The sequence below is a fragment of the Stenotrophomonas sp. ZAC14A_NAIMI4_1 genome (assembly GCF_003086915.1).
Lineage (GTDB): Bacteria > Pseudomonadota > Gammaproteobacteria > Xanthomonadales > Xanthomonadaceae > Stenotrophomonas.
In genome coordinates this window covers 2,645,986-2,672,000 of sequence record NZ_CP026002.1, presented here as the reverse complement: position 1 = coordinate 2,672,000, position 26,015 = coordinate 2,645,986, and the positions used below count along the sequence as shown (strand labels likewise).

Below are 26,015 nucleotides of genomic sequence, written 5' to 3'. Positions count from 1 at the left end.
CCCGCGCCCCGTACCGAACTTCGAGACCTCCCCCATGAGTGCAACCCAGGCAGCGCCGGCGCGAGACCGGCTGCGTATCGCCATCCAGAAGAGTGGCCGTCTGGCCGAACCCGCCCGCAACCTGCTCAGCGCCTGCGGCCTGAGCTGGCGCGAGAGCCGCGACAAGCTGTTCTGCTTCGGCGAATCGCTGCCGGTGGACCTGCTGCTGGTGCGCGACGACGACATTCCCGGCCTGATCGCCGATGGCGTCTGCGACCTTGGCATCGTCGGCCGCAACGAACTGGACGAACAGGCCGCCGCGCGCCGCCAGATCGGCCTGCCCGACGCCTACCAGGCCCTGCGCGGGCTCGGCTTCGGCCAGTGCCGGCTGATGCTGGCCGTGCCCGAGGAATGGCAGTGGGAAGGTCCGGCGCAGCTGGCCGGCACCCGCATCGCCACGAGCTACCCGGCCATCCTCAAGCAGTGGCTGGCCGAGCAGGGCGTGGACGCACAGGTGGTCGAGCTCTCCGGTTCGGTGGAAATCGCCCCGCGCCTGGGCACCGCCGAACTGATCTGCGACCTCGTGTCCAGCGGCGCCACCCTGCGTGCCAACCAGCTCACCCCGGTGCACAACCTGCTGGACAGTGAAGCCGTGCTGGCCGGTGCGGTGCGCGTGCCCGACGACGCACGTGCCGGGCTGCGCAGCATGCTGCTGCGGCGCCTGGACGGGGTGGTGCAGAAGCAGGACCGCAAGCTGCTGATGTTCCGTGCCAGCGAAGACCGCGTGGATGCGTTGGCGCAACTGCTGGCCGATGCCGAACCGTTGGTGCGTTTGCCTGCAGATGGCGGTGCACTGCGCCTGCAGACCATGTGCCCGGGCCCGTTGACCTGGCAGCGCATGGAAGAACTGGAGCGCGCCGGCGCACAGGGCCTGATGGTATTGAGCGTGGAGCGGTCGCTGGCATGAATCGTCTGATCTGGTCGCAACTTGATGAAGCCGCGCGCAGCGCGGCGCTGACCCGCCCGGTGCAGACCGTGGCACAGCAGACCCGCGATGCCGTGGCCGCGCTGATCGCACAGGTGCGCGCGCAGGGGGACGAGGCGCTGCGCGCCATCACCGCCCGTTTTGATCGGGTCGAACTGTCGTCGTTTGAAGTCAGCGACGCCGAATTTGCCGCCGCCGAAGCCGCCGTTCCGGCCGAGCTGCGCCAGGCCATGGTCGAAGCCGCCGAGCGCATCACGCGCTTCCACGAGGCGGGCATGGGCAAGGGATATTCGGTGGAAACCGCGCCCGGCGTCGTCTGCGAACGCATGCTGCGGCCGATCGGCCGCGTCGGCCTGTACGTGCCGGCCGGCAGTGCGCCGCTGCCGTCCACCGCGCTGATGCTGGGCGTGCCGGCGCAACTGGCCGGCTGCCCGCAGGTCGTGCTGTGCACGCCGCCGCGCACCGATGGCACGGCCGATCCGGCGGTGCTGGTGGCTGCGCGCCTGACCGGCGTGCAGCGCGTGTTCAAGCTGGGCGGTGCCCAGGCCATCGCTGCGATGGCCTACGGTACGGCCAGTATTCCGGCCTGCGACAAGCTGTTCGGGCCGGGCAACAGCTTCGTCACCGAAGCCAAGCAGCAGGTCGCACAGGACGGCGCCGCCGCCATCGACATGCCGGCCGGTCCTTCGGAAGTGCTGGTCATCGCCGATGCCGGTGCCAATCCGGCGTTCGTGGCGGCTGACCTGCTGTCGCAGGCCGAGCACGGCCCGGATTCGCAGGTGCTGCTGCTGACCGACGATGCCGCGATGGTCGCTGCGGTCGAGGCCGAAGTGGAGCGCCAGGTCGCGCTGCTGCCGCGCCAGGACATCGCACGCCAGGCCTTGTCGGCCTCGCGCCTGATCCAGGTGGATGCGCTGGCGGATGCCTTCGCGATCAGCAACCGCTACGCCCCCGAGCACCTGATCCTGGCCCTGCGCGCGCCGCGCGACTGGCTGGGCCAGGTGCAGGCCGCCGGCTCGGTGTTCCTTGGCGATTACACCCCCGAGGCACTGGGCGACTACTGCAGCGGCACCAACCACGTGCTGCCCACTGCCGGTGCCGCACGCGCCTACAGCGGCGTCAGCGTCGCCAGCTTCCAGAACCTGATCAGCGTGCAGAGCGCCAGCGCCGCTGGCCTGGCCGCGATCGGCGGATGCGCGCGCATCATCGCCAGCGCCGAAGGCCTCGACGCACACGAACGTGCGGTGGCTCTGCGCATGGAGGCCGCGGCATGAGCGCCGGCATCGAAGACGTGCTGGCGCTGGTGCGCCCGGACCTGCAGGCGTTTGCCGGCTACAGTTCGGCACGCAGCGCCGCCGTGCAGGGCGAGGTCTGGTTGAACGCCAATGAATCGGCCTGGGCCAACCCGGCTGATGCTGCTGGCAGCAGCCGGCGCTACCCCGAGCCGCAGCCGCTGGCGCTGCGCGAAGGCCTGGCGGCGCTGTATGGCGTGCAGCCGCAGCAGTTGCTGGTCGGCCGTGGCAGCGACGAGGCCATCGATCTGCTGGTGCGCGCCCTGTGCGTGCCGGGTCGCGATGGCGTGCTGGTGACCTCGCCGGTGTTCGGCATGTATGCCGTCTGCGCGCGCCTGCAGGGTGCGCCGTTGATCGACGTGCCGCTGGTCGATGGCGAGGACGGCCTGCGCGCCGATCTCGATGCGGTCATCCGCACGGCACGGGAGCAGGCTGCGAGGCTGGTCTTCCTGTGCGCGCCCTCCAACCCGGCGGGCAGCGACATCAGCCTGGCCGAGATCGAACGCGTGGCGACTGCACTCCGTGGGCAGGCGCTGGTGGTGGTTGACGAGGCCTACGTCGAGTACGCGCAGCGTGCCTCGGCGACCACGCTGCTGGACGCGCATGCCAATCTGGCAGTGCTGCGTACCTTGTCCAAAGCGCACGCACTGGCAGCGGCACGCATCGGCACCCTCATTGCCGCGCCGGAGCTGATCGCCGTGCTGCGCCGTTGCCAGGCGCCATATCCGGTGCCGACGCCGTGTGCCGAGCTGGCCGTGCAGGCGCTGCAACCGGCCGCCCTGGCGCGTACCGCCGAGCGCGTGGCCACGGTCATCGCCGAGCGCGAGCGCCTGTCTGCCGCCTTGCCGGACCTGCCCGGCGTGCGCCGCGTGTACCGCTCGTCCGGCAATTACCTGCTGGTCCGCTTTGCCGATGCGCAGGCCGCCTTCGATGCGCTGCTGGCTGCCGGAGTGGTGGTGCGTGACCAGCGCGCCGCGCCGCAGCTGGGCGATGCGCTGCGCATCAGCATCGGCAGCCCCGAAGAGAACGACCGCGTGCTCGCGGCCCTGTCGGCCCGGAGGGCTGCTGCATGACCCCCATCCTGTTCATCGACCGCGACGGTACCCTCATCGAGGAGCCGGCCGACTTCCAGATCGACGCCTACGAGAAGCTGCGCTTCGTGCCGCACGTGATCCCGGCGCTGCTGAAGCTGCGCGACGCCGGTTACCAGTTCGTGATCGTCACCAACCAGGATGGCCTGGGCAGCGAAAGCTATCCGCGCGCCAGTTTCGACGGCCCCAATGACCTGATGCTGCAGATCTTCGAAAGCCAGGGCATCCGCTTCCGTGACGTCCTGGTGGACTGCAGCTGGCCGCAGGACAACGCGCCCACCCGCAAGCCGGGCATCGGCCTGATGACCGCCTACCTGCAGGACCGCAGCATCGACTGGGCGCGTTCGGGCATGGTCGGCGACCGCATCACCGATCTGCAGTTCGCCGACAACCTCAACATCCGCGGCTTCCAGCTGCGCACCGAGCAGTTCGGTGGCGAATGGGACTGGGCGGGCATCGCCCACGCGCTGGCCGACGCACCGCGTACCGCCGTGGTCCAGCGCAACACGAAGGAAACGAAGATCCGCGTCGAACTGGACCTGGACCGTGCTGGCGATGCCCACATCTCCACGGGCCTGCCGTTCTTCGACCACATGCTGGAACAGATCGGCAAGCACGGCGGCTTCGCCCTGGACATCCAGGCCGAGGGCGACCTGCACATCGACGAGCACCACACCATCGAAGACACCGGGCTGGCCCTCGGCCAGGCGCTGCGCGAGGCGCTGGGTGACAAGCGCGGCATCGGCCGCTACGGCTTCACCCTGCCGATGGACGAGACGCTGGCCAGCGCCGCGCTGGATTTCAGCGGCCGGCCGTACTTCGTGTTCGAAGGCGAGTTCAAGCGCGAGCGGGTGGGTGACATGCCGACCGAACTGGTGCCGCACTTCTTCCGTTCGCTGTGCGATGCAAGCGGGCTCAATCTCAACCTGCAGGTGCGTGGCGACAACGACCACCACAAGGTGGAAGCCTGCTTCAAGGCGCTGGCGCGCGCACTGCGCCCGGCCCTGGCCCGGCAGGGCACCGCGCTGCCGACCACCAAGGGGGCGCTGTGACTGAAGTCGCTCTGATCGATGCCGGCGGTGCCAATCTCGGTTCGGTGCGTTACGCACTCGAGCGGTTGGGCGCGAGCGTGCGCCTGGTGCGCGATGCCGATGGCCTGGCCGGCGCGCAGCGGGTGATCCTGCCGGGCGTCGGTGCCGCCGCACCGGGCATGCAGCGCCTGCATGCACAGGGGCTGGTCGAGCCGCTGCGCCGCCTGGAGGTGCCGCTGATGGGCATCTGCCTGGGCATGCAGCTGCTGTTTGAACGTTCAGAGGAAGCCGGCGTGGACGCCCTGGGATTGATTCCCGGCGTGGTCCGCAAGCTGGTGCCGGCCTGTGGCATCCGCGTGCCGCATATGGGCTGGAACCGGCTGCTGGCGCTGCGCGCCTCGCTGCTGCTGCAGGGCGTGCCGGACCGATCCAGTGCCTATTTCGTGCACAGCTACGCCGCGCCGCTGAACGCCCATACCGTGGCCGCCTGCGACCATGGTGGCCTGTTCACTGCCGTGATCGAGCAGGGCCGCTACTTCGGCGCCCAGTTCCACCCCGAGCGTTCCGGCGATACCGGTTCGCTGATGCTGCGCAATTTCCTTGAGGGCACTGCTGCATGAGTTTCACCGTCTACCCCGCACTGGATATCCGCGAAGGCCGCGTGGTGCGGCTGCGCCAGGGCGACTACGCGCAGGAAACCTCCTACGGCGACGACCCGCTGCCGCGTGCGCAGGCCTTTGCCGCGCAGGGCGCGCAGTGGATGCACCTGGTCGACCTGGACGCTGCGCGTGCCGGTGGCTACACCCTGGCGCCGCTGCTGGCGGCGATCCGCCAGCACACGCCCCTGCAGGTGCAGACCGGTGGCGGGGTGCGTGGCCGTGACGACGTGGCACGCATCCTCGATGCCGGCGCCAACCGCGTGGTGGTCGGCTCGCTGGCCGTACGCCGCCCCGATGAAGTGCTGGGCTGGCTGGACGAGTTCGGCGCCGAGCGCATCACCGTTGCCCTGGATGCCCGCCAGGACGCACAGGGCCAGTGGCAGCTGCCGGTCCACGGCTGGACCGAGAACGCCGGTGTGACCCTCGATGACCTGGCCCAGCGCTACGCGCGGGCCGGCATGCGCCACCTGCTGTGCACCGACATCGCCCGCGACGGCATGCTGGCCGGCCCCAACATCAGCCTCTACACGCACCTGTCGGCGCTGCTGCCGGGCGTGGCGGTGCAGGCCTCCGGTGGCATCCGTGACGTGGCCGACGTGGCCGAAGCACGCGCTGCCGGCTGTGGCGGTGCCATCCTCGGCAAGGCGCTGCTGGAACAGCGCATGGACCTGGGCGAGGCACTGGCATGTTGAGCCGTCGCATCATTCCCTGCCTGGACGTGCGCGATGGCCGCGTGGTCAAGGGCGTGCGGTTCCGCGACCACGTCGACATGGGCGACATCGCCGAGCTGGCCCAGCGCTACCGCGACCAGGGGGCCGACGAGCTGGTGTTCTATGACATCGGCGCCAGCCCCGAGGCACGCTCGGTGGACGTGGCCTGGATCGAGCGCATCGCGCGCCTGATCGACATCCCGTTCTGCGTGGCCGGCGGCATCGACAGCGTTGAAACCGCGCGCCGGGTGCTGTTCGCCGGTGCGGACAAGGTGTCGATCAATTCGCCCGCACTGGGGCGCCCCGAGCTGATCAGCGAGCTGGCCGGCGAATTCGGCGTGCAGTGCGTGGTGGTCGGCGTCGACTCGGTGCGCGAGGCCGACGGCCAGTGGCGCGTGCGCCGCTTCACCGGCGACCCGAGCAAGACCCAGGCCGTGCCGCTGCGCACCCTGGACTGGATCGCCGAGGCGCAGCGCCGCGGTGCCGGCGAGATCGTACTGAACTGCATGGACAGCGATGGCGTGCGCCGTGGCTACGATGTTGAACAGCTGCGCCAGGCGCGGGCCGTGTGCAACGTCCCGCTCATCGCCTCCGGTGGTGCCGGTGCGATGGAGCACTTCGCACAGGCCTTCGACCAGGCCGACGTGGACGGTGCGCTGGCCGCCAGCGTGTTCCACAGCGGTGCCATTGCCATTGCGGATTTGAAGCGCTACCTGCGCGAACAGCAGATCGAGGTTCGAGATGTCTATTGAAGTACGCCCGTCGCCGCAGGCGCTGGAATCGCTGGACTGGGCCAAGGGCGATGGCCTGCTGCCAGCGGTGGTACAGGATGCCGACACCCTGCAGGTGCTGATGCTGGGCTATGTCAACGCCGAGTCGCTGCACATCACCCAGGTCACCGGGCACATGACCTTCTACAGCCGCAGCAAGCAGCGCCTGTGGACCAAGGGCGAGCAGTCCGGCCACGTGCTGGCGGTGCAGTCGATCAGCGTGGACTGCGATGCCGACACCGTGCTGGTGCTGGCCCGTCCGGCCGGCCCGACCTGCCACACCGGTGCCGAAAGCTGCTTCGATGGCGCGCCGAAGGACTTCCTGGGCGGCCTGGGCCAGCTGGTGGCAGTGCGCGAAGCACAGCGCCCGCAAGGCAGCTACACCACGTCGTTGTTCGAAGGTGGTATCCGCCGGATCGCGCAGAAGGTGGGCGAGGAGGGCGTGGAAACCGCGCTGGCTGCCGTCGCCCAGGATGACGAGGCCCTGCTGGGCGAGTCGGCCGACCTGCTGTACCACCTGCTGGTGCTGCTGCGCGCGCGTGGGCTGTCGCTGGATGATGCGCGGGCGGTACTGGAAATGCGCCATCGTTGAGCGGTAGTGCCGGCCGCTGGCCGGCAACCACCGGGCGACACCGCGTGCGCGATGTCATCAACGGAATCTACAATGGGCGGTCTTTCTTCCCCGGACCGCCCCCATGAAACTGCCCGCCGCCTGGCTGTGCTGCCTGTTGCTGACTTCGCCGGCCTGGGCCGCCGACACGGTGGTCAGCGGCAAGGTCTATCTTGAACGCGACGGCAAGCCCGGCCGCGGCGCGACCGACCCGGGCCTGGCCGGCGTGCAGGTCTCCAATGGCGAAACCATCGTCAAGACCGCCGCCGATGGCAGCTACAGCCTGCCGGTGCGCGACGGGCAGACGGTGTTCGTGATCAAGCCGGATACGTACTCGTTCCCGAAGGCGGCCGATGGCCTGCCCACGTTCTGGCGCCACTACCGCCCGGATGGGTCGCCGGCGCTGAAGTACGGTGGCATCGCCGCCACCGGGGCAGTGGACCGCAACTGGGATTTCGCCCTGCAGTCCGACCGCCATGACAGCCGCCGCGGCTTCCAGATGCTGGTGTTCACCGATTCGCAGACGGCCACCCTGAAGGACATCGGTTACTACCAGCAGTCCATCGTGGCACCGCTGGTGGGCCAGACCAAGGCGCGCCTGGGCACCACCCTGGGCGACATCGTCAACGACGACCTGGGCCTGTACCCGGCCATCAACAAGGTCACCACCCAGCTGGGCGTGCCGTGGTTCCATGTGCCGGGCAACCATGACCTGGATTTCGACGCCGCCAACGACGACCACTCGCTGGACAGCTGGCGCAACATCTACGGCCCGGACACCTATGCGGTGGAGGAGGGCGGCGCCAGCTTCGTGTTCCTGGATGACGTGGTATACGACCCCAACGCCAAGCCGAAGTACGTCGGTGGCCTGCGCGAAGACCAGTTCGCCTTCCTCGCCGGCTACCTGAAGGGCCTGCACAAGGACCGCCTGCTGGTGCTGGGTATGCACATCCCGTTGTTCGATGCCGCACCCGGTCGCGAGACGTTCCGCCATGCCGACCGCCAGCGCCTGTTCGACCTGCTCAAGGATTTCCGCAACGTGCTGGTGCTGAGCGGCCACAGCCACACCCAGCAGCACGTCTACCACGGCAAAGCCGAGGGCTGGCAGGGTGAGAAGCCGCTGCATGAGTACAACGTCGGTGCCAACTGTGGCGCGTTCTGGTCGGGCGTGAAGAACGCGGCGGGCGTGCCGGACAGCACCATGAGCGATGGCACGCCGAAGGGCTATGCGCTGCTGGACGTGGCCGGCAACGGCAGCTATCGCCTGCAGTACCGCGTGGCCGGTGCCCCGGCCAGCGACCAGATCGGCCTGCATGCGCCGAAGGTGCTGCGCCAGGGCGCCTACCCGGCGTGGGGCGTGTACGCCAACGTCTACATGGGCGAGGACACCAGCGTGGTCGAGTTCCGTGTCGACGGCGGCGCGTGGCAGCCGATGAAACAGGTCAGCCAGCCGGATCCGCGCCTGCTGGTCGAGAACGTGGCCGATGACACGGCCGATGCGCTGCGCGGCTATGATCGATCGCCGGAGGCCACCGCATCGCCGCACCTGTGGCGTGGCGCCCTGCCGACCAGCCTCGAGGTGGGCAGCCACAAGGTGGAGGTGCGCTCGACCCAGCCTGACGGTGCGGTGTTCACCGCCACCACCCGTTACAGCCTGCAGGCGGCGCAGCCCTGATGCGGCCCGGGCCGGGTGCAGGATCGACTGCACCCGGTCCCACAGCGTTGGCAAAGCGCGGTCAATGCCTGAGAATCGACACGATTCAATCGATTCAAGCAGGCCAGTGTGAACGTTGCAGCAGCGTCCCCGGTTATTCCCGATCTGGCCAGCAACACCGCTGGCAACAGTGCCATCCGCGGCGGTGACTCGCGCAGCCTGGTGGTGGCCGATGTCGGCGGCACCTTTGCCCGCCTGGCGCTGGCCGAGACCATGCCGGGCCAGACCCCGCGGCTTGGCAGCTACCGCACCTACGCCTGTGCCGATCATCCGAGCCTGGCCGCGATCCTGGCCGATTTCACCGCCAGCCTGGCGCAACCGGTCGGTACGGCCGTGGTGGCCATCGCCGGACTGCTCGATGGCGATGTGCTGATCAACGCCAACCTGCCGTGGACGGTCTCGCTGTCCACCACGCGGGCGCAGTCCGGCCTGCAGGAACTGCAGCTGATCAACGATTTCGAGGCAGTGGCGCTGGCCATTCCCTACCTGCAGGCCGACACGCTGGTGCCGTTGAACGGTGATGCGGACCCGGCGCAGGCGTTCCCCGCGCTGGTGCTGGGCGCAGGCACCGGCCTGGGCGCTGCGCTGCGCTTTGCCGATGGCGAGCGCCCGGTGCTGGCCAGCGAGATCGGCCACGCCGCACTGGGCGCCGGAAATGCGCTGGAACTGCAGGTGCTGGGCCAGCTGCTGCAGCGCTGGCCGCATGTGGACAACGAGCGCGTGCTGTCCGGCAGTGGCCTGATGAACCTTTACCCGTGCCTGTGCGAGCTGCGGGGCGTGACGCCGCAGTGGACCAGCACCGAGGCCCTGATCGGTGCGGCCCGCAGCGGCGAGGATGCACTGGCGGTGGATACCCTGCAGGTCTTCTGCGCGTGGCTGGGCAGCCTGGCCGGTGATGCGGCCATCGCCGTGGGTGCGCGCTCGGTGTACCTGGCCGGTGGCATCTCTGCCCATGTGCAGGATTTCCTTGCCGATGGCCGCTTCCGCGAGCGCTTCCTCAACAAGGGTGTATTGACCGACGTGCTGCGGCAGGTGCCGGTGTGGCGCGTCGAGCATGGCCAGCTGGGCGTGCTGGGCGCAGCCGTCTGGCACGCCGCGCGCAGGCCGGCATAGCAACCAAGAAGGCGGCTGGCAGCCTGCCGGCGGCGGATCGGACGACGGAGGCGAACATGGTGGATCGCAGGCAGTTCCTGCAGGCCGGAGCACTGGCCGCAGGCATGGCGGCAATGCCGGGCGTGCAGGCACGCACGCAGGGCGGAGCGAAGGTCGTTTCAACCTGGGATTTCGGCGTCCCCGCCAACCAGGCGGCGTGGAAGGTGCTGGGCGACGGCGGCAGCGCACTGGATGCGGTGGAAGCCGGCGCACGCTGGGCCGAGAGCGAGCTGTGCAACCCCACCGTCGGCCATTGCGGCAATCCTGATCGCGACGGCGTGCTGAGCCTGGACGCCAGCATCATGGATGGCGACGGCCGCTGCGGTGCGGTTGCCGCGCTGGTGGACATCCTGCACCCGGTGTCGGTGGCCCGCAAAGTGATGGAGAACAGCCCGCACGTGCTGCTGGTGGGCGAGGGCGCGCAGCAGTTCGCGGTGCAGCAGGGTTTCGAGCGCCAGCACCTGCTCACCCCGCAGGCCGAGGCGGCCTGGCGCGAGTGGCTGAAGACCGAGAAGTACCAGCCGCAGATCAACGCCGAACGCCGCGGCCTCCCTGGCAACAGCGACAACCACGACACCATCGGCATGCTGGCGCTGGACGCCAGGGGCAACCTCGCCGGCGCCTGCACCACCAGCGGCATGGCCTGGAAGCTGCACGGGCGGGTCGGCGACAGCCCGATCATCGGTGCCGGCCTTTACGTGGACAACGAGGTGGGCGCGGCCACGGCCTCGGGCGTGGGTGAAGAGATGATCCGCAATGCCGCCTCGTTCCTGGTGGTCGAGCTGATGCGCCAGGGACGCACGCCTGCACAGGCCTGCCGCGAGGCGATAGACCGGGTGGTGCGCAAGCGCCCTGAGGCAAGCAGAACGCTGCAGGTCTGCTTCCTGGCAATGAACAAGCAGGGCGAGGTGGGCGCGTACGCGCTGCATCGCGGCTTCGTCTACGCGGTGTGCGATGCGCAGCGCCACGATGACCTGCGCGATTCGCCGTCGATCTACACGAGCACCCAGGCGTGAGCGCGCGCCTGGGGTTGGAGATCGCCAGCAACTCGGTGGCCTCGGCGCTTGCCGCGCAGGCCGGTGGTGCAGACCGCATCGAACTGTTCGACAACCTTGCCGAGGGCGGCACCACGCCGTCGTTTGCCAGCATCGCCATGGCCCGCGAGCGGCTGACCATTCCGCTGTTCGTGCTGGTGCGCCCGCGGGCCGGTGATTTCCATTACGACGCACTGGAAACCGAGCTGATGCTGCGTGACATCGCCCAGTGCCGGGCGCTCGGCTGCGATGGCGTGGTGGTTGGCGCACTGGATGCGCAGGGCGATATCGACCTGCCGTTGTGCCGTGAGCTGGTGCAGGCCGCCGGGCCGCTGCAGGTCACCTTCCACCGCGCGTTCGATGCGACCCGTGATCTGTCCACGGCGCTGGAGCAGGTGGTCGGCCTGGGTTGCCAGCGGGTGCTGACGTCGGGCGGGCAGGTCAGCGCCGAGGCGGGCGGCAAGGTGCTGGCCTCGCTGGTGGACCAGGCCGCGGGCCGCATCAGTGTGATGGCGGGCGCGGGCCTGGTCCCGTCCAACGTGGCTGCCGTGGCCCGGCAGACCGGCTGCACCGAACTGCACGCCTCGGCCAAGGGCCTGCGTCGCTCGGACATGCAGTTCCAGAACCCGGTGCTGCGCGGGCTTGACCCGGATTGGAGCCAGACCAGCACCGCGACGGTGGCGGCGTTGCGCAAGGCGCTGGACGCCGCGCGGTAACCCGCTTTTCATGTAGCGTCGAGCCATGCTCGACGGCTGTTCGACGACCGGTCGCGCGTGGCTCGACGCTGCAAAAAGCAGTCGAGCATGGCTCGACTACAAAAAGCAGTCGAGCATGGCTCGACTCTACATGTCGTGCGCCGGTCGAGCACAACAAAAAACGGCAGCCACCTGTAAAAGCGTGGCTGCCGTGGAGGACCGTTGTGCGGAACCTTAGAACTTGTAGGTGGCGCCGAAGTAGATCTGTCGGCCCGAGTACAGGTTGGAGATCAGGCGGGACTGGGTGTCGCTGCCCAGGTAGATGCGCTGCTCGGACTTGGTGGCGTTGAGCACCGAGGCGGTGAAGGTCAGCGCTTCGGTGAAGTTGTAGGCCACGTTCAGGTCCAGCTGGTCGTACGGTTCGGTGTACTGGGTCATGCCGTTGACCAGGCCGCCGACCACTTCACCACGACGGTTGTACGAGGCACGGGCCAGGAACCGGTCGGTTTCGTAGAACACCGTCAGGTTGGCCTGGTTCTTGGCGCTGCCCACCAGCGGCGATGCGCCGAGATTCTCGCCATTGAGCTCGATCGAGGCCAGGTTGGTGTCGTTGTAGGTGTAGTTGGCCTGCACGCCCAGGCCGAAATCGAAGGTGTACTGGCCGTACACTTCCACGCCCTGCGACACCGCGTCACGGCCGTTGGCCTGGGTGCTGTAGTTCTGCACCGTCACCATCTCTCCGCCGACTTCCATCTGCACGTCACGCACGATCGGCACGGTGAAGTTGCTGATGTCCTTGCGGAACAGGCCGACGCCGGCGACCGCGCCCGGCATGAAGTACCACTCCACGCCGAGGTCGTACTGGGTGGCCTTGAAGGCTTCGAGGTTCTTGTTGCTGCCGCTGCCTGCCCAGCCTTCGGTCGGTGCACCGCCCGCAACGCGGCGGTCATTGACGTACTCCGGGCTGTAGTAGCTCAGGCTGCCCGGTGCGGCGATGCTGGTGTAGCTCGGGCGAGCCACGACCTTCGACGCTGCACCACGCAGGATCAGGTTGTCGGTGATGTCCCAGGCGATGTTGAAGCTGGGCAGCACGTCGGTATAGGTGCGGTCCGAGCCGATCAGCTCGAAGCTCTTCTCGCGGGCCAGGTTGTCGGGCAGGCGCACGAAACCACTTTCGCAGCCGTAGGTGGGGTAGGCCGCTGCCGCCGGATCATCGCAGGACATCGGTGCGCCGGAGGCGTTGTCCAGGAAGTAGTCGTTGAAGCGTTCGATGGAATCGCTGGACTGGGCGAACTGCTCGGTACGCACCACGCGCACGCCGACGTTGCCGCGCAGGCGTTCGGTACGGAAGTTGGCCTGGAAGTAGCCCGAGTAGATCTTCTCGTTGACGTTGTAGACGAAGTCGTCCTCGACGCGGTTGTACGACTGGCCGTAGGTATTGTTCAGGTGGTCGATGTAGGCCGGGAAGTTGATGCCCGGGAACACGTTCGCGTTGAAGCCACCGGCGATGCCGCTGATCGGGTTGGACAGGAAGAAGCCCGGCTGGGCGATGCCGGCCGTGTTGTCACAGCCCGCCTGGTAGCGGCTGTCGTAGTCGGTCGGGTCGGCGCCCTGGCACACCCAGTAGGTGTTGCCGGTGTTGCGGTGGACCTTGCCGTCACGGTACTTGGCGCCGAACTGGATCGAGTCCAGCCAGCCGCTTTCGAACATCTTGGTGACGTCGGCCTGGAAGTGGTTCTGCTTGACTTCGGTCTGCATCCACGACGAATCGGTCGAGCCGGTGTCGACCTCGGCGATGCCATTCATCAGCACCTCCTGCAGGTTCGGCGAGACGGTCAGCGTCGGCGTGCCGGTCAGGTCCCATGCGGTGTACTGGTTGCCGGACTCCCACACGCCGTTGACGCGGCGGCGCGGCTTGGCCGACATGCGGAAGTTCATCGATGGGCCACCCTCGGACCAGGTGCGGCCACCGCTGAAGGAGGCCTTCCACAGCGGGCTGATGTCCCAGTCGATGGTCAGGTCGGCCGTCTGCGACAGCGCCTTTTCGCGGCTGTAGCCACCGGTCAGCTGCGGGGTCGGAATGGTGCAGTCGTCCGGTCCCCAGCCACCCGGGGCCAGGCCGGCGGCGGCGGCTTCGTCTTCGCTGCAGTAGTAGGCCTTGCCCGGCAGCTTCTCGAACTGCGCACCGGTGACCACCGTGCCGCTGGGATCGAAGGTCAGGCCGTTGAGCAGGCGCCCGCCGGCCCAGTTGCCGTCACCGTTGTAGCGCGCCATGTTCCATTCGGGAACCTTCAGCATGTTCTGCGAATAGTCGCCGTCCAGCTGGAAGCGGAAGTAGTTGGCGGTCAGGGTCAGGTTGTCGATCGGCTTGAACTGGAACGTCAGCTGGCCGCCCTTGCGCTCGCGCTTCTCTTCCTTCACGGCGAAGTTCACCGAGGTGGGCATGAAGAAGTCGCTGTAGTTGTGGCCGAACTGGTCGTTGAAGCCGGAGTTGCCCCACCAGTAGTTGATGCCGCCCTGGGTGAGGGCGTTGCCGTTGACATCACGCGCGTCGACGTCGGTGCCGTACCACTGGTAGTTCTCGGTGCTCACTTCCATGGTGCGGCTGGTGCGCTTCTGCTGGGTCACGCCGACCAGCACGCCGAAGCGCTCGTCCTTGCTGTGCCAGGAGTACAGCGCCGACGCCTGCGGGTCGACGTCCTGGTGGGTATCGGACGAGACGCCCTCCAGGGTGACGTAGCCGGAGTTGGATTCCATTTCCAGCGGGCGGCGGGTGTGCAGGATGACCGTGCCGCCGATGCCGCCTTCGTCGATGCGTGCTTCCGGCGACTTGAACAGCTCTGCGCTGGACAGCATGTTCGACGGCAGCAGGGTGTAGTTGAACGAACGGCTGGCCTCGTCATTGGTTTCGGAGGTGGCGATGTAGTTGCCGTTCAACTGGGTCAGGGTGAGATCCGGGTCGAGGCCACGCACGCTGACGCTCTTGCCTTCGCCGCCGTCGCGGGTGATGACCACGCCCGGCACGCGCTGCAGCGAATCGGCGACGTTCTTGTCAGGGAACTTGCCAACGTCTTCGGCGGTGATGACTTCAACCACGGCATTGGCGTCGCGCTTCTGCTGCAGGCTCTTCTCGATGGCGTAGCGGTAGCCGGTGACCTGGACGCTGTCCAGGGTGGTGGCATCACTGCTGCCGGTGGTCGGCTGTGCGGTGGCCTGCTGGGCAGCGGCGCCGAGGGGCGCGACGGCTGCGGCCAGTGCCAGCGCGACGGCGAGCGACAACGTGTCGCGGCCGTGCGTACGAGTTGAATGCTTGATTGCCATCTCTCCCTCTCTCCTGGATTGATCCGGTGACTGACGCGGAACTTGAATCGATCTAATGTGTGATGCCGATTTTGCTTGAGCCGCGCGGTCGCCTGGTGCGCCGCGCTGGTGCTCGGGTACGTACTTGTTCCGGTCCCCAACGCCGGGCCACCCCCTGAATCCGCTTGGATCGATCTAAGCGATGGCGGGGCGATTTTTAGCATGGCTGGAGGGGTTGCGCATGCTGCTGCGCAATATTGCAGTGACGTGTCTGCCGAATGATGATTCGCTGAAATGCACTGGAATCGTTTACATGCGCAAAAGGGGAGGGTGGTTCGGCAGGGCTTGCAGCCCTGCACCTGCTTCAAACAACGTCAACATCAAAAGCGGCTCTGGGTTGCTGCTGGTTGGGCGGCGCGGTGTGGGCTGGCAGGACACGCCGTAAACCCGTCCATGGGGGCTCGATGGCGCCATCCATGGCGCCAACGGTCCTGCCAGCCCACACCGCACCACCCCCGACAGGTTCACGCGGCTGTTGGTGGGTGCCGACCGTTGGTCGGCACATCCATCAAATATCGAAATTCATCTGGGGTCAGAGCCCGTTGCGTAGCAACGGGATCCGACCCCGAGCTCTGACAGATCGCAGAGAACTGTCGAAGGCGGGGTGGGTCCGGTTGAGGGGGTGTGAGCGCCATGGATGGCGCGACCAAGCCCCCATGGACGGGTTCACGGCGTCCCCCTCAACCGGACCCACCCCGCCAGCCCACAGGAAATCAGCCTTTGACGTTGACGTTGCCCTGGCTCGCAGCAGGTGCAGGGCTGCAAGCCCTGCCACGAAAACCCCCTTTTTTGCTGCGGCGCAGAATGCATGGATGGGCGCTCCCTGCTTTACTTCAATCGATCTAAATCCGCCGGGGTGCGGATTTGTACCGATGGAAACGAGGAGTTCGGCCCACCGTGGCCGGCGCCCCGCTGCCGCCCTGCCGCCAAGGAGTCCTGTCCGTGACCAGGTTGTCCCGCCGTCTGTCCGCCCGCCGCTCGCCGGCACTGTCCCATCGCCCGCTGGCGCGTATCGCCTGCCTGCTGGCATTGGCCGTCACGCCCTGGCTGCAGGCCGCACCGGCCGCGCTGGAGCGCGAGGTCAATACCTTCATCGGCAGCAAGGATGACGGCAACACCTTCCCCGGCGCCTCGGCCCCCTTCGGCCTGATCCAGGTCAGCCCGATCGGCAGCCACTATTCCGGCTGGCGCTACGACGACGAAAAGATCCGCGGCTTCGGCCATTCGTTCCTGTCCGGCGCCGGCTGCTGGGAGCAGGGCGGCCAGGTCTCGATCCTGCCGGTCACCGGCAGCATCGGTCCGGGCGGCGATTTCGATACCGGCAACCCCAAGCAGTTCGACCACAAGGCCTACGCCTCGGCCTACACGCATGATGGCGAGGTCGGCCAGGCCGGCTACTACAAGGTGCGGCTGACCAGCTACGGCGGCATCGACGCCGAAGCCACCGCACGTACCCGCGCCGCAGCCGAGCGCTACACCTTCAGCCAGCGCAGTGGCGACGGCCACGTCATGATCAACGTCGGCCAGGCCAACGAGCGCCACTCGGTCATCGGCAGCGTGGTCGATGTGGTCGGCGACCGCGTGGTGGAAGGCAAGCTGGTCACCAAGAGCTTCTGCGGTGGCCACCAGTACACCACGTGGTTCCGCGTCGAGTTCGACCGTCCGTTCAAGGCGCATGGCACCTGGGGCGAAACCGGTGGCCTGCCCAACGCGCGGCACAGCATGGAAGGCGAGCAGAAGCCGAATGGCGCCTGGCTCACCTTCGACCTGGCCAAGGGCCAGTCGGTCACTGCGGTGAGTGCGATCTCACACGTCGATGCCGAAGGCGCACGTACCAACCTGCGCGCCGAGGGCATGCAGGGTGGGGCGCTGATCGCTTTCGACAGGATGCGTTCGCTGTCCCAGCAGGCCTGGCGCGAACAGCTGGCGCGGGTGCGCGTGCAGGGCGGCAACGGCGATGACCGCACCGTCTTCTACAGCGCGATGTACCACGCGCTGCTGCAGCCGCTCACCGGCAGCGATGCCGATGGCCGCTACCGTGGCTACGACGATGGCATCCACCGCGCCGATGGCTGGACCTACTACGAGTACTTCTCGCTGTGGGATACCTACCGTGCGCAGAACCAGTGGCTGGCGCTGACCCGCCCGGACGTGGCCCGCGACATCGGCCGCACCCTGCTGGCCATCGACGAGCAGGGCGGCTGGCTGCCGCGCTGGGGCTACGCCAACTTCGAAACCAACATCATGACCGGCGACCCGGTCACGCCCTTCATGGTCGACCTGTGGCGCTTCGGTGCGCTCAAGGGCCGTGAATCGCAGGCCTGGGATGCGCTGCGCCGCAATGCCTTCGGTACGCCGCCGCTGAACTCGCGCATGGCCGGCCGTTCGGGCAACCCGACCTATCTGGACAAGGGCTACGTGGTCTATGACCGCGCGTTCCCGTCCAAGGGCATGGACGTCGATCCGCACCACGGCGGTTCGGCAACGCTGGAGTACGCCGTTGCCGATTGCGCGCTGTCGCAGATGGCCGATGGCCTGGGCCATGCCCAGGATGCGGTGACGCTGCGCGAGCGCGGCCGCAACTGGCGCAAGGTGTGGGACCCGCAGGTGCGTGATGCCGAGACCGGCTTCACCGGCTTCCCGCGCCCGCGCACCGAAGACGGGCAGTGGTACACCCCGGCCGATGGCCACTACAGCCCGCGCTCGCACCACGGGTTCCATGAAGGCACCGCGTGGCAGTACCAGTGGCTGGCGCAGCAGGACGTGCCGGGCCTGGTGGACGCGATGGACGGCCGCGAACAGGCCGGCCGCCGCCTGGATGCGTTCTTCGCGATGGACGCGCTGCAGGCCGACCCGCTCAACGCCGCCCGCAAGGAGTGGGTGGTCGGCCCGTACAGCTATTACAACCAGTTCCGCTACAACCCCAACAACGAGCCGGACCTGCACTCGCCGTGGCTGTACACGCTGATCGGCCAGCCGTGGAAGACCGCCGCCGTGGTGCGTGCCGCGCAGCAGCTGTTCACCAATGCGCCCAACGGCGTGACCGGCAACGATGACCTGGGCACGATGTCGGCCTGGTACCTGTTCAGCGCTATCGGCGTGTACCCGGCGGTGCCGGGGAGCGGCGAGTTCCTGCTGCACACCCCGCGCTTTGCCAAGGTGGAAGTGGACATGGGCAACGGCCGCACCCTGCGCATCGACGCACCGGGCGCCGACGGCCGCCGCCTGCAGTACGTGCAGGGCGTGCAGGTCGATGGCCAGGCCCATGCGCCGGTGTGGCTGGACTGGAACCGCCTGCAGCAGGGCCCGCGCGTGCGTTTCGCCCTCGACGGCCAGGCGCCGACGCAGGGCTGGGGCACCGCGGTGGCCGATCTGCCGGTCTCCTGGTGCGCCGCACCAGGCAGCCAGCTGCGATGATCGGCGCTGTGCCGTTCGAGGCAACCCAGCGAACGGCACGGCACGACAGCGTCACGATCCATTAGGCTTGAGGCTCCAGCGGAGTCCGGGAAGACGATGAACGACAACGGCGGCAGTTCCAGCAAGCGTTCCGGCAAGGCGGTGACGGTGACCGACATCGCCCGTGCCATCGGCGTTTCGCGCGCGACCGTGTCGCTGGTGCTGCGTGGCAGCCCGCTGGTCAACGTCGATACCCGGGCCAAGGTCGAGGCCGAACTGCGCCGCCAGCGCTATGTCTACAACCGTGCCGCGGCCAACCTGCGCCGGCGCACTTCGTCGAGCATCGCGCTGGTCATCAACGATCTGTCCAACCCGTTCTTCGCTGAATTCGCCTCCGGGGTGGACGAGGCGCTGGGCGGTCGCGGCTACGTCACCCTGCTGGGCAGCACCGGCGAATCGCCCGAGCGCCAGCAGGCCGTGCTGTCCACGCTGATGGAACACACCCCGGCCGGGTTGATCCTGTCGCCGGCCGAGGGCAGCGATGCCACCCTGGTACGCCAGGCGCTGGGCGCCAACGCCAACGTGCTGCTGTTCAACCGCGAACTGGACGGTGCCGACTGGGACTTCCTGACCCTGGACAACCAGCACGGCGCTTACCTGGCCACCCGCCACCTGATCGAGCGCGGCCATCGCCAGATCGCGTTCTTCGGTGGCCATGCCGATTCCAGCTCGTGCCACCAGCGTCGCGCCGGTTTCCAGCAGGCGCTCGCCGAGGCCGGGCTGACGCTGCCGCCAGGCTGGATGATCGAATCGGCGCCGAACCGCCTGGAAGCCGCTGCGCGCACCGACGAACTGTTCGTCGATGGCCACCGGCCGAGTGCAGCGGTCTGCTACAACGACACGGTCGCGCTGGGGCTGATGCTGGGCCTGAACTCGCGCGGCATCCGCCCCGGTGGCGATTTCGCGGTCACCGGGTTCGATGACATTTCCGAAGCCTCCGTGGCGGTGCCGCCGCTGACCACCCTCACCGCCGACCCGCGCGAACGTGGCCGGCAGGCGGCCGCACTGCTGCTGCAGCGCCTGGATGACCCGGATGCGCCGCCGCAGCGCACGGTCGCCCCGGTGCAGCTGCGCATCCGCGAAAGCAGCGCCGCCCGGCCCAACTGATTCCCTTCAACGCACACTCCTTCCACGCAACAACGACCTTCCGCGCATCGAGGCGCGAACCGCATGCCGATCTCCGCAACGCCCCGCCCATCGGGTTCCCCCGGCAACGCACCGGCCGTCACCAACGGCAAGGCACTGGCCGTGGTCACCACCATCTTCTTCATGTGGGGCTTCCTTACCTGCCTCAATGACATCCTGATCCCGCACCTGAAGGCAGTGTTCGAGCTGAACTACGCCAAGGCGATGCTGGTGCAGTTCACCTTCTTCGGCACCTACTTCCTGATGTCGCTGCCGGCAGGCCGCCTGGTGGCGGCGCTGGGTTACAAGAAGGGCATCGTGGCCGGCCTGGTGATCGCCGGCATCGGCGCGCTGGGCTTCTGGCCGGCGGCAGAGCTGCGCGAATATGGCGCCTTCCTGGGTGCGTTGTTCGTGCTGGCCACCGGCATCACCGTGCTGCAGGTCGCCGCCAACCCCTATGTGGCGCTGCTGGGTCCGGAACAGACCAGCTCCAGCCGCCTGACCCTGGCCCAGGCGCTGAATTCGCTGGGCACGGCCATCGCGCCGATCTTCGGCGGCATGCTGATCCTGTCCAACACGGTCAAGAGCGCCGATGAACTGAAAGCGCTGCCGGTTGCCGAACAGCTGGCCTACCGCACCGCCGAAGCACAGGCCGTGCAGGGCCCGTACGTGGGCCTGGCGGTGGCGCTGGTGCTGCTGGCGCTGTTCGTGTTCCTGTTCCGCCTGCCGGCGCTGAGCGATGCGACCGAACAGGCCGACCAGGGCCATCACCACAGCTACTTCGATGCACTGCGCAAGCGCCACCTGCTGCTGGGCGTGCTGGGCATCTTCTTCTACGTCGGCGCGGAAGTGTCGATCGGCAGCTTCCTGGTCAACTACCTCTCGATGCCGAGCATCGGCGGTTTCAGCGAACAGCAGGCGACCCATTACGTGTCGGCTTACTGGACGATGGCGATGATCGGCCGCTTTGCCGGCTCGGCCCTGCTGGCGCGCTTCTCGCCCAGCCGCCTGCTGGCGATCTTCGCGCTGGTCAACGTGGGCCTGCTGGCAACGACGATGATGACCTCCGGCAGCGTCGCGCTGTACTCGGTGGTGGCGATCGGCCTGTTCAACTCGATCATGTTCCCGACCATCTTCGCGCTCAGCATCGAGCGCCTGGGCCCGCTGACCAACAAGGGCTCCAGCCTGCTGATCATGGCCATCGTCGGCGGTGCCGTGGTGCCGTACCTGCAGGGCGTTCTGGCTGACCACATCGGGGTCCAGGCCAGCTTCATCCTGCCGCTGCTGTGCTATGGCTACATCATTTTCTACGGTCTGGTCGGCGCTCGTACGCCGGCCTCCGCAACGCAGGGAGGCTGAGTCCAGAATGGGTGCCATTGTCTGCTTCGGCGAAATTTTGATCGATCTACTAGCGCAGCCGCCGGCTTCGGCCGACACCCCGCGCGCGTTCCTGCAGTACGCCGGCGGTGCGCCGGCCAACGTGGCCGTGGCTGCCGCGCGGCTGGGTGCGAAGACCCAGTTCGTGGGCATGCTCGGCCGCGACATGTTCGGTGACTTCCTGGCCGAGAGCCTGGTCGAGCACGGCGTCGGTACCGACTACATCGTGCGTACCGATGCGGCCAAGACCGCGCTGGCCTTCGTCGCGCTGGATGCCGCAGGTGAGCGCAGCTTCAGCTTCTACCGCCCGCCGGCGGCCGACCTGCTGTTCCGTGACAGCGATTTCCAGGCCGCGTGCCTGGACAACGCGCAGTGCTTCCACGTCTGTTCCAACAGCCTCACCGAAGCGGCCATCGCCGAGGCGACCTTCGCCGGCATGGACCGCGCCCGCGCCGCCGGCGCGGTGGTCAGCCTGGACCTCAACCTGCGCCCGGCGCTGTGGCCGGCCGATGTCGATCCGACGCCGTGGCTGTGGCAGGCGCTGGAGCGCGCCGACCTGGTCAAGCTCTCGCGCGAGGAACTGGACTTCCTGGCCGCGCCGCACGGTGCCGAGGGCGACCAGATCGTCCTGCAGCGCCTGCTGGCTGCGCAGGCACGCTGGGTCATCGTCACCGATGGCGCCGCCACGCTGCACTGGTACACCCGTGAGCAGCAGGGCCAGGTCACCAGCTTCAACGTGGCCACGGTCGATACCACCGCCGCCGGCGATGCCTTCGTCGGTGGCGTGCTGGTCGGCCTGCTGGAGCGGGGCGGGGCCGGTGCGGGCTTCGCCGCGTTCTGCCAGGACCCGCAGGCCATCGCTGCCACGCTGCGCTTCGGCGCTGCGGTCGGCGCACTGGCTGTTACCCGCAAGGGCGCGTTCGCCGCGATGCCCTCGCTCGATGAAGTGCAGCAGCTGCTGCAGGCACAGGACCTTCCCGCATGAGCACCTCGCCCGATTTCCGTTCGCCCGCGTTCCTGCGCACACACATCGCCGACACCCTGGCGTTCTACCACCCGCGCTGCATCGATCCGAACGGCGGTTTCTTCCACTACTTCCGTGATGACGGCAGCATCTACGATGCCAGCCACCGCCACCTGGTGAGCAGCACGCGTTTCGTCTTCAACTACGCGATGGCCTACCGCGAATTCGGCAATGCCGAGTACCGCGAGGCGGTCGAGCATGGCGTGCGCTACCTGCGCGAGGTGCACCGCAACCCGGCCACCGGCGGCTATGCCTGGACCCTGCGCGATGGCAAGGTCGAGGACGACATGAACCACTGCTACGGCGTGGCCTTCGTGCTGCTGGCCTACAGCTGTGCGCTGAAGGCCGGCGTCGAGCAGGCCCGCGCGTGGATGGACGAAACCTGGCAGCTGCTGGAAGCACGCTTCTGGGAGCCGCAGCACGGCCTGTACAAGGACGAAGCCGATGGCCAGTGGAACTTCACCGGCTACCGCGGGCAGAACGCCAACATGCACATGTGCGAGGCGATGCTGGCCGCGTTCGAGGCCAGTGGCGAGCAGCGCTATGTCGAGCGCGCGCTGCAGCTGGCCGACAACATGACCCGCCGCCAGGCCGCCAAGGCCGGCGGGCTGGTCTGGGAACACTATGACGTGAACTGGGAGATCGACTGGGATTACAACCTGGACAATCCGAAGCACCTGTTCCGCCCGTGGGGTTTCCAGCCCGGCCACCAGACCGAGTGGGCCAAGCTGCTGCTGATCCTTGACCGCCACGTGCAGGCCGACTGGCTGGTGCCGACCGCGCAGCATCTGTTCGACGTGGCCGTCGAGCGCAGCTGGGACGTGGCACGCGGTGGCCTGTACTACGGTTTCGCGCCGGAATCGCGCCGCCAGCCGGGCATGGACGGCGCGCCGATCGGCGGCGACAGCTTCGTCTGCGACGACGACAAGTACTTCTGGGTGCAGGCTGAGACGCTGGCCACCGCGGCGCTGATGGCCAAGCGCACCGGCGATGACCGCTACTGGCAGTGGTACGAGCGCATCTGGGCGTATTCGTGGGAGCACTTCGTCGACCACCAGTACGGCGCCTGGTTCCGCATCCTTGATGCCGACAACCGCAAGTACAGCGACGAGAAGAGCCCGGCCGGCAAGGTGGATTACCACACCATGGGCGCGTGCTACGAAGTGTTGAACGTCGTTCGTTGATGAAGGTTCGCCGGGCATGGCCCGGCGCCACCGGATGCCACCAGGAGCATCACGTGCATCGTCTTTCCCTCGTTGTCCGTCTGCTCCTGCTGCTGGTCGTGGCGGCTGCATTCCCTGCCGCCGCCGCGCCGTTGCAGGCGCAGTGGGAATTCCGCCTGCTGCCGGGCGATGCTCAAGGTGCCGCCCACCCCGGGCTTCAGCAGTGGCGTGCGGCCACGGTGCCTGGCAGCGTGCACACCGACCTGCTCGCCCACGACCTGATCCGCGATCCCTACGTGGGCGCGGCCGAGGCGGAGCTGCAATGGATCGGCCTGGCCAGTTGGGAGTACCGCGCACGCTTCGACGTGGATGCGGCAACCCTGGCCAAGCCCAATGCCGAACTGCGCTTCGACGGGCTGGACACCTACGCCGAGGTCACCCTCAACGGCAAGCCGTTGCTGCGCGCGGACAATGCACACCGCGCCTGGCACGCGCGGGTGGAAGGGCGCCTGCAGGCCACGGGCAATGAACTGCTGATCGTGTTCCGCTCGCCCATCCGCACGCTGCTGCCCAGCGTACAGGCGATGCCGCACAGGATCGCCGGCAACTATCCCTCGCCCTATGGTGATGAGCCGAAGGACGCGATGGTCGGCAACTTCGCACGCAAGCCGGCCTATCACTTCGGCTGGGACTGGGGCCCGCGCTATGTCACCGCCGGGGTCTGGCGTGGCGTGGACCTGCAGGCCTGGGATACGCACCGGCTGACTGACCTGGCCGTGCGCACCGATGCACTGGACAGCCGGCAGGCGAAGCTGGCGGTGCTGCTGCAGGTGGAGCAGGGCAATGCCGCCGGTTCTGCCGTGGTGGATGTGGACGTGCGCGACCCCGAGGGCCGCAGCGTGGCCCAGGTACAGCGTACGGTGCTGCTGAAACCGGGCGCGAACACTGTCGAGATTCCCGTTGAACTGGCTGATCCGCGGCGCTGGTGGCCGGTGGGCCATGGCGCGCAGGACCGCTACAGCGTGCAGGCACGCCTGGAGGGCGGGCGTTCCGCTGAGCTGGCGCGCGAACAGCGCATTGGCCTGCGCACCGTCGAGCTGCGCCGCGAGGAAGATGGCAAGGGTGGCCAGGGTTTCGCCTTTGTCATCAACGGCGTGGAGATCTTCGCCAAGGGCGCCAACGTCATTCCGTTCGATGCGTTCCCCGCCCGCGTTGATCCCGCGCGGCTGCGCCAGGTGGTGACCGCCGCGCGCGACGCCAACATGAACATGCTGCGCAACTGGGGCGGTGGCTACTACGAGGACGACGCGTTCTTCGACATCGCCGACGAGCTGGGCCTGCTGGTCTGGCAGGACTTCATGTTCGGCGGCGGCATGCAGCCCGGCTACGATCCCGCGTTCCGGGCCAGCGTGGTGGCCGAGGCGCGCGACAACGTTCGCCGCCTGCGGCACCACCCCAGCATCGTGCTGTGGTGTGGCAACAACGAGGAAGAAACCGCCTGGAAGGACTGGGGCCACGGCCGTGACCTGAAGGCGGCCGACCCGGCATTCGCAGTGAAGGTATGGCAGGGCTATGTGGACCTGTTCGGCCATGATCTGCGCCAGGTCGTGGGTGAGGAGGGCCTGGGCGTGCCGTACTGGTCCAGCTCGCCCAGCAACGACCTGGACGAGAAGGCCAACGACTCCACCCGGGGCGACAAGCACTATTGGCAGGTCTGGGGCAATCCGGCGCTGCCGGTGCAGGCGTACCTGCATGAGACCCCGCGCTTCATGTCCGAGTACGGCCTGCAGGCCTGGCCGGCGGTGGCGACGGTGGACCAGATCGCGAGCCGTGACGAGCAGGGCATCGACAGTCCGGTGATCCGTGCCCACCAGAAGTTCATGGCAGGCGAGGGCAACAGCCGGCTGCTGCACTACATCGCGCTGGGCTATGGCACGCCGAAGGACTTCGAGGATTTCGTCTACCTCAGCCAGGTGATGCAGGCCGATGGCATTGCCCTGGCGGCATTGCACCACCGCGCATCGCGGCCGTACACGATGGGTTCGCTGTACTGGCAGCTCAACGACGTGTGGCCGGGTGCATCGTGGTCCAGCGTCGATTACTACGGGCGCTGGAAGGCGCTTCATTTCGCCGCACGGCGCTTCTTCGCGCCGGTGACCGTGGCAGCGCTGCGTGATGAGGGCAGCACGCGGGTGCGGCTGATCAACGATGGTGCGGCGGTGCAGGCGGGCTGGCGGCTGCGGGTGATGGACGTGGACGGCAAGGTACTGCGCCGCCGCGACGTACCGGTGAGCCTGGCCGCGGCGGGCGTCACCCGCGTGGGTGACTTCGCCGATGCCGAATTGCTGGCAGGCGCAGACCCCAAGCGCACCGTGGCGGTGTTCGAGCTGCTGCAGGAGGGCAAGGTGAGTGCACGCCAGGTGGTCGGCTTCGTGGAGGCCAAGGACCAGGTACTGCCGCGACAGGCTTTGAAGGCGGTGCTGGCCATCGACGGCGACCATTACCGGTTGCGGCTGCAGAGCGCGGCCTACGTGCGCGCGGCGTGGATCGACTTCGGCGCGCTGGACGTGCAGGTGGAAGACAACCTGCTGGACCTGTTGCCGGGAGAGACCCGTGACATCGCCGTACGCGGCCCGGTGGACCTGGCGACGCTGCGCGAAGCACTGAAGATCAAGACCCTCAACGATCGTTGAGGGCCGCACCGCTCTGGTAGGTGCCAACCTTGGTTGGCACACCCAGAACTGCCAACCAAGGTTGGCAACTACCAAAGCCGGTGCCCGTTAGCGCC

The 26,015-nt window shown here is 67.9% G+C and carries 20 protein-coding genes; 19 read left to right on the top strand and 1 reads right to left on the bottom strand.

Going from position 1 to position 26,015, the window contains the following annotated elements; all coding sequences use genetic code 11:
- The first annotated feature begins 34 nt into the window (after nt 1-34).
- From hisG to C1926_RS12010, 12 genes are all read left to right on the top strand, one after another.
- Nucleotides 35-946 carry an ATP phosphoribosyltransferase gene (gene hisG, locus C1926_RS12065; protein WP_108759355.1) on the top strand — a complete coding sequence of 304 codons (912 nt, stop codon included), beginning with the start codon at nt 35-37 and terminating at the stop codon, nt 944-946.
- Nucleotides 943-2,238, top strand: coding sequence for a histidinol dehydrogenase (gene hisD, locus C1926_RS12060; RefSeq protein WP_108759354.1), 1,296 nt, complete (start codon nt 943-945; stop codon nt 2,236-2,238). Before hisG ends, hisD begins: the two co-directional genes overlap by 4 nt.
- Nucleotides 2,235-3,329 (top strand): histidinol-phosphate transaminase, encoded by a 1,095-nt coding sequence (gene hisC, locus C1926_RS12055; protein WP_108759353.1) that lies wholly within the window; start codon nt 2,235-2,237, stop codon nt 3,327-3,329. Before hisD ends, hisC begins: the two co-directional genes overlap by 4 nt.
- The gene (gene hisB / locus C1926_RS12050) at nt 3,326-4,399 is read left to right on the top strand and encodes a bifunctional histidinol-phosphatase/imidazoleglycerol-phosphate dehydratase HisB (RefSeq protein ID WP_108746583.1); all 1,074 of its coding nucleotides are present in this window, start codon (nt 3,326-3,328) and stop codon (nt 4,397-4,399) included. Before hisC ends, hisB begins: the two co-directional genes overlap by 4 nt.
- A complete protein-coding gene (gene hisH / locus C1926_RS12045; RefSeq protein WP_108759352.1) occupies nt 4,396-4,998 on the top strand; it encodes an imidazole glycerol phosphate synthase subunit HisH in 603 nt (200 codons plus the stop codon). Before hisB ends, hisH begins: the two co-directional genes overlap by 4 nt.
- Entirely contained in the window at nt 4,995-5,729 is a 735-nt protein-coding gene (gene hisA / locus C1926_RS12040) for a 1-(5-phosphoribosyl)-5-[(5-phosphoribosylamino)methylideneamino]imidazole-4-carboxamide isomerase (protein ID WP_108759351.1), read from the top strand. The genes hisH and hisA overlap by 4 nt, the downstream gene beginning before the upstream one ends.
- A complete protein-coding gene (gene hisF, locus C1926_RS12035; protein ID WP_108746585.1) occupies nt 5,723-6,499 on the top strand; it encodes an imidazole glycerol phosphate synthase subunit HisF in 777 nt (258 codons plus the stop codon). Before hisA ends, hisF begins: the two co-directional genes overlap by 7 nt.
- Nucleotides 6,489-7,109 carry a bifunctional phosphoribosyl-AMP cyclohydrolase/phosphoribosyl-ATP diphosphatase HisIE gene (gene hisIE / locus C1926_RS12030; RefSeq protein ID WP_079221709.1) on the top strand — a complete coding sequence of 207 codons (621 nt, stop codon included), beginning with the start codon at nt 6,489-6,491 and terminating at the stop codon, nt 7,107-7,109. Before hisF ends, hisIE begins: the two co-directional genes overlap by 11 nt.
- Before the next feature lie 103 nt (nt 7,110-7,212).
- Nucleotides 7,213-8,802, top strand: a complete 1,590-nt coding sequence (locus C1926_RS12025) for a calcineurin-like phosphoesterase family protein (RefSeq protein ID WP_108759350.1) — start codon at nt 7,213-7,215, stop codon at nt 8,800-8,802.
- Nucleotides 8,803-8,946: 144 nt separating this feature from the next.
- Complete coding sequence (locus tag C1926_RS12020) at nt 8,947-9,954, top strand: glucokinase (RefSeq protein ID WP_174214127.1); 1,008 nt, start codon at nt 8,947-8,949, stop codon at nt 9,952-9,954.
- A gap of 56 nt (nt 9,955-10,010) precedes the next feature.
- Nucleotides 10,011-11,009: a N(4)-(beta-N-acetylglucosaminyl)-L-asparaginase gene (locus C1926_RS12015; RefSeq protein ID WP_108759349.1), complete on the top strand. Its 999-nt coding sequence runs from the start codon at nt 10,011-10,013 to the stop codon at nt 11,007-11,009.
- Nucleotides 11,006-11,743, top strand: a complete 738-nt coding sequence (locus tag C1926_RS12010; RefSeq protein ID WP_108759348.1) for a copper homeostasis protein CutC — start codon at nt 11,006-11,008, stop codon at nt 11,741-11,743. The genes C1926_RS12015 and C1926_RS12010 overlap by 4 nt, the downstream gene beginning before the upstream one ends.
- 213 nt (nt 11,744-11,956) lie before the next feature.
- Here C1926_RS12010 and C1926_RS12005 read toward each other — a convergent pair whose 3' ends face one another.
- Nucleotides 11,957-15,043, bottom strand: coding sequence for a TonB-dependent receptor (locus C1926_RS12005; protein WP_108759347.1), 3,087 nt, complete (start codon nt 15,041-15,043; stop codon nt 11,957-11,959).
- A gap of 220 nt (nt 15,044-15,263) precedes the next feature.
- Between C1926_RS12005 and C1926_RS21495 the strand changes: the two genes are divergently transcribed.
- The 7 genes from C1926_RS21495 (at nt 15,264) to C1926_RS11970 (ending at nt 25,920) form a co-directional block, all read left to right on the top strand.
- Nucleotides 15,264-15,467 (top strand): hypothetical protein, encoded by a 204-nt coding sequence (locus C1926_RS21495; protein WP_159095097.1) that lies wholly within the window; start codon nt 15,264-15,266, stop codon nt 15,465-15,467.
- Nucleotides 15,468-16,045: 578 nt separating this feature from the next.
- Nucleotides 16,046-18,499, top strand: coding sequence for a GH92 family glycosyl hydrolase (locus C1926_RS11995; RefSeq protein ID WP_108760682.1), 2,454 nt, complete (start codon nt 16,046-16,048; stop codon nt 18,497-18,499).
- Nucleotides 18,500-18,595: 96 nt separating this feature from the next.
- On the top strand, nt 18,596-19,645 hold the full coding sequence (locus C1926_RS11990; RefSeq protein WP_108759345.1) for a LacI family DNA-binding transcriptional regulator: 1,050 nt from the start codon (nt 18,596-18,598) through the stop codon (nt 19,643-19,645).
- Between the two features lie 63 nt (nt 19,646-19,708).
- A complete protein-coding gene (gene fucP, locus C1926_RS11985) occupies nt 19,709-21,022 on the top strand; it encodes an L-fucose:H+ symporter permease (protein WP_079221716.1) in 1,314 nt (437 codons plus the stop codon).
- A gap of 7 nt (nt 21,023-21,029) precedes the next feature.
- The gene (locus C1926_RS11980; protein ID WP_079221717.1) at nt 21,030-22,025 is read left to right on the top strand and encodes a carbohydrate kinase; all 996 of its coding nucleotides are present in this window, start codon (nt 21,030-21,032) and stop codon (nt 22,023-22,025) included.
- Nucleotides 22,022-23,248 carry an AGE family epimerase/isomerase gene (locus C1926_RS11975; RefSeq protein ID WP_108759344.1) on the top strand — a complete coding sequence of 409 codons (1,227 nt, stop codon included), beginning with the start codon at nt 22,022-22,024 and terminating at the stop codon, nt 23,246-23,248. The genes C1926_RS11980 and C1926_RS11975 overlap by 4 nt, the downstream gene beginning before the upstream one ends.
- Before the next feature lie 53 nt (nt 23,249-23,301).
- Entirely contained in the window at nt 23,302-25,920 is a 2,619-nt protein-coding gene (locus C1926_RS11970) for a glycoside hydrolase family 2 protein (RefSeq protein WP_108759343.1), read from the top strand.
- Nucleotides 25,921-26,015: the final 95 nt, after the last annotated feature.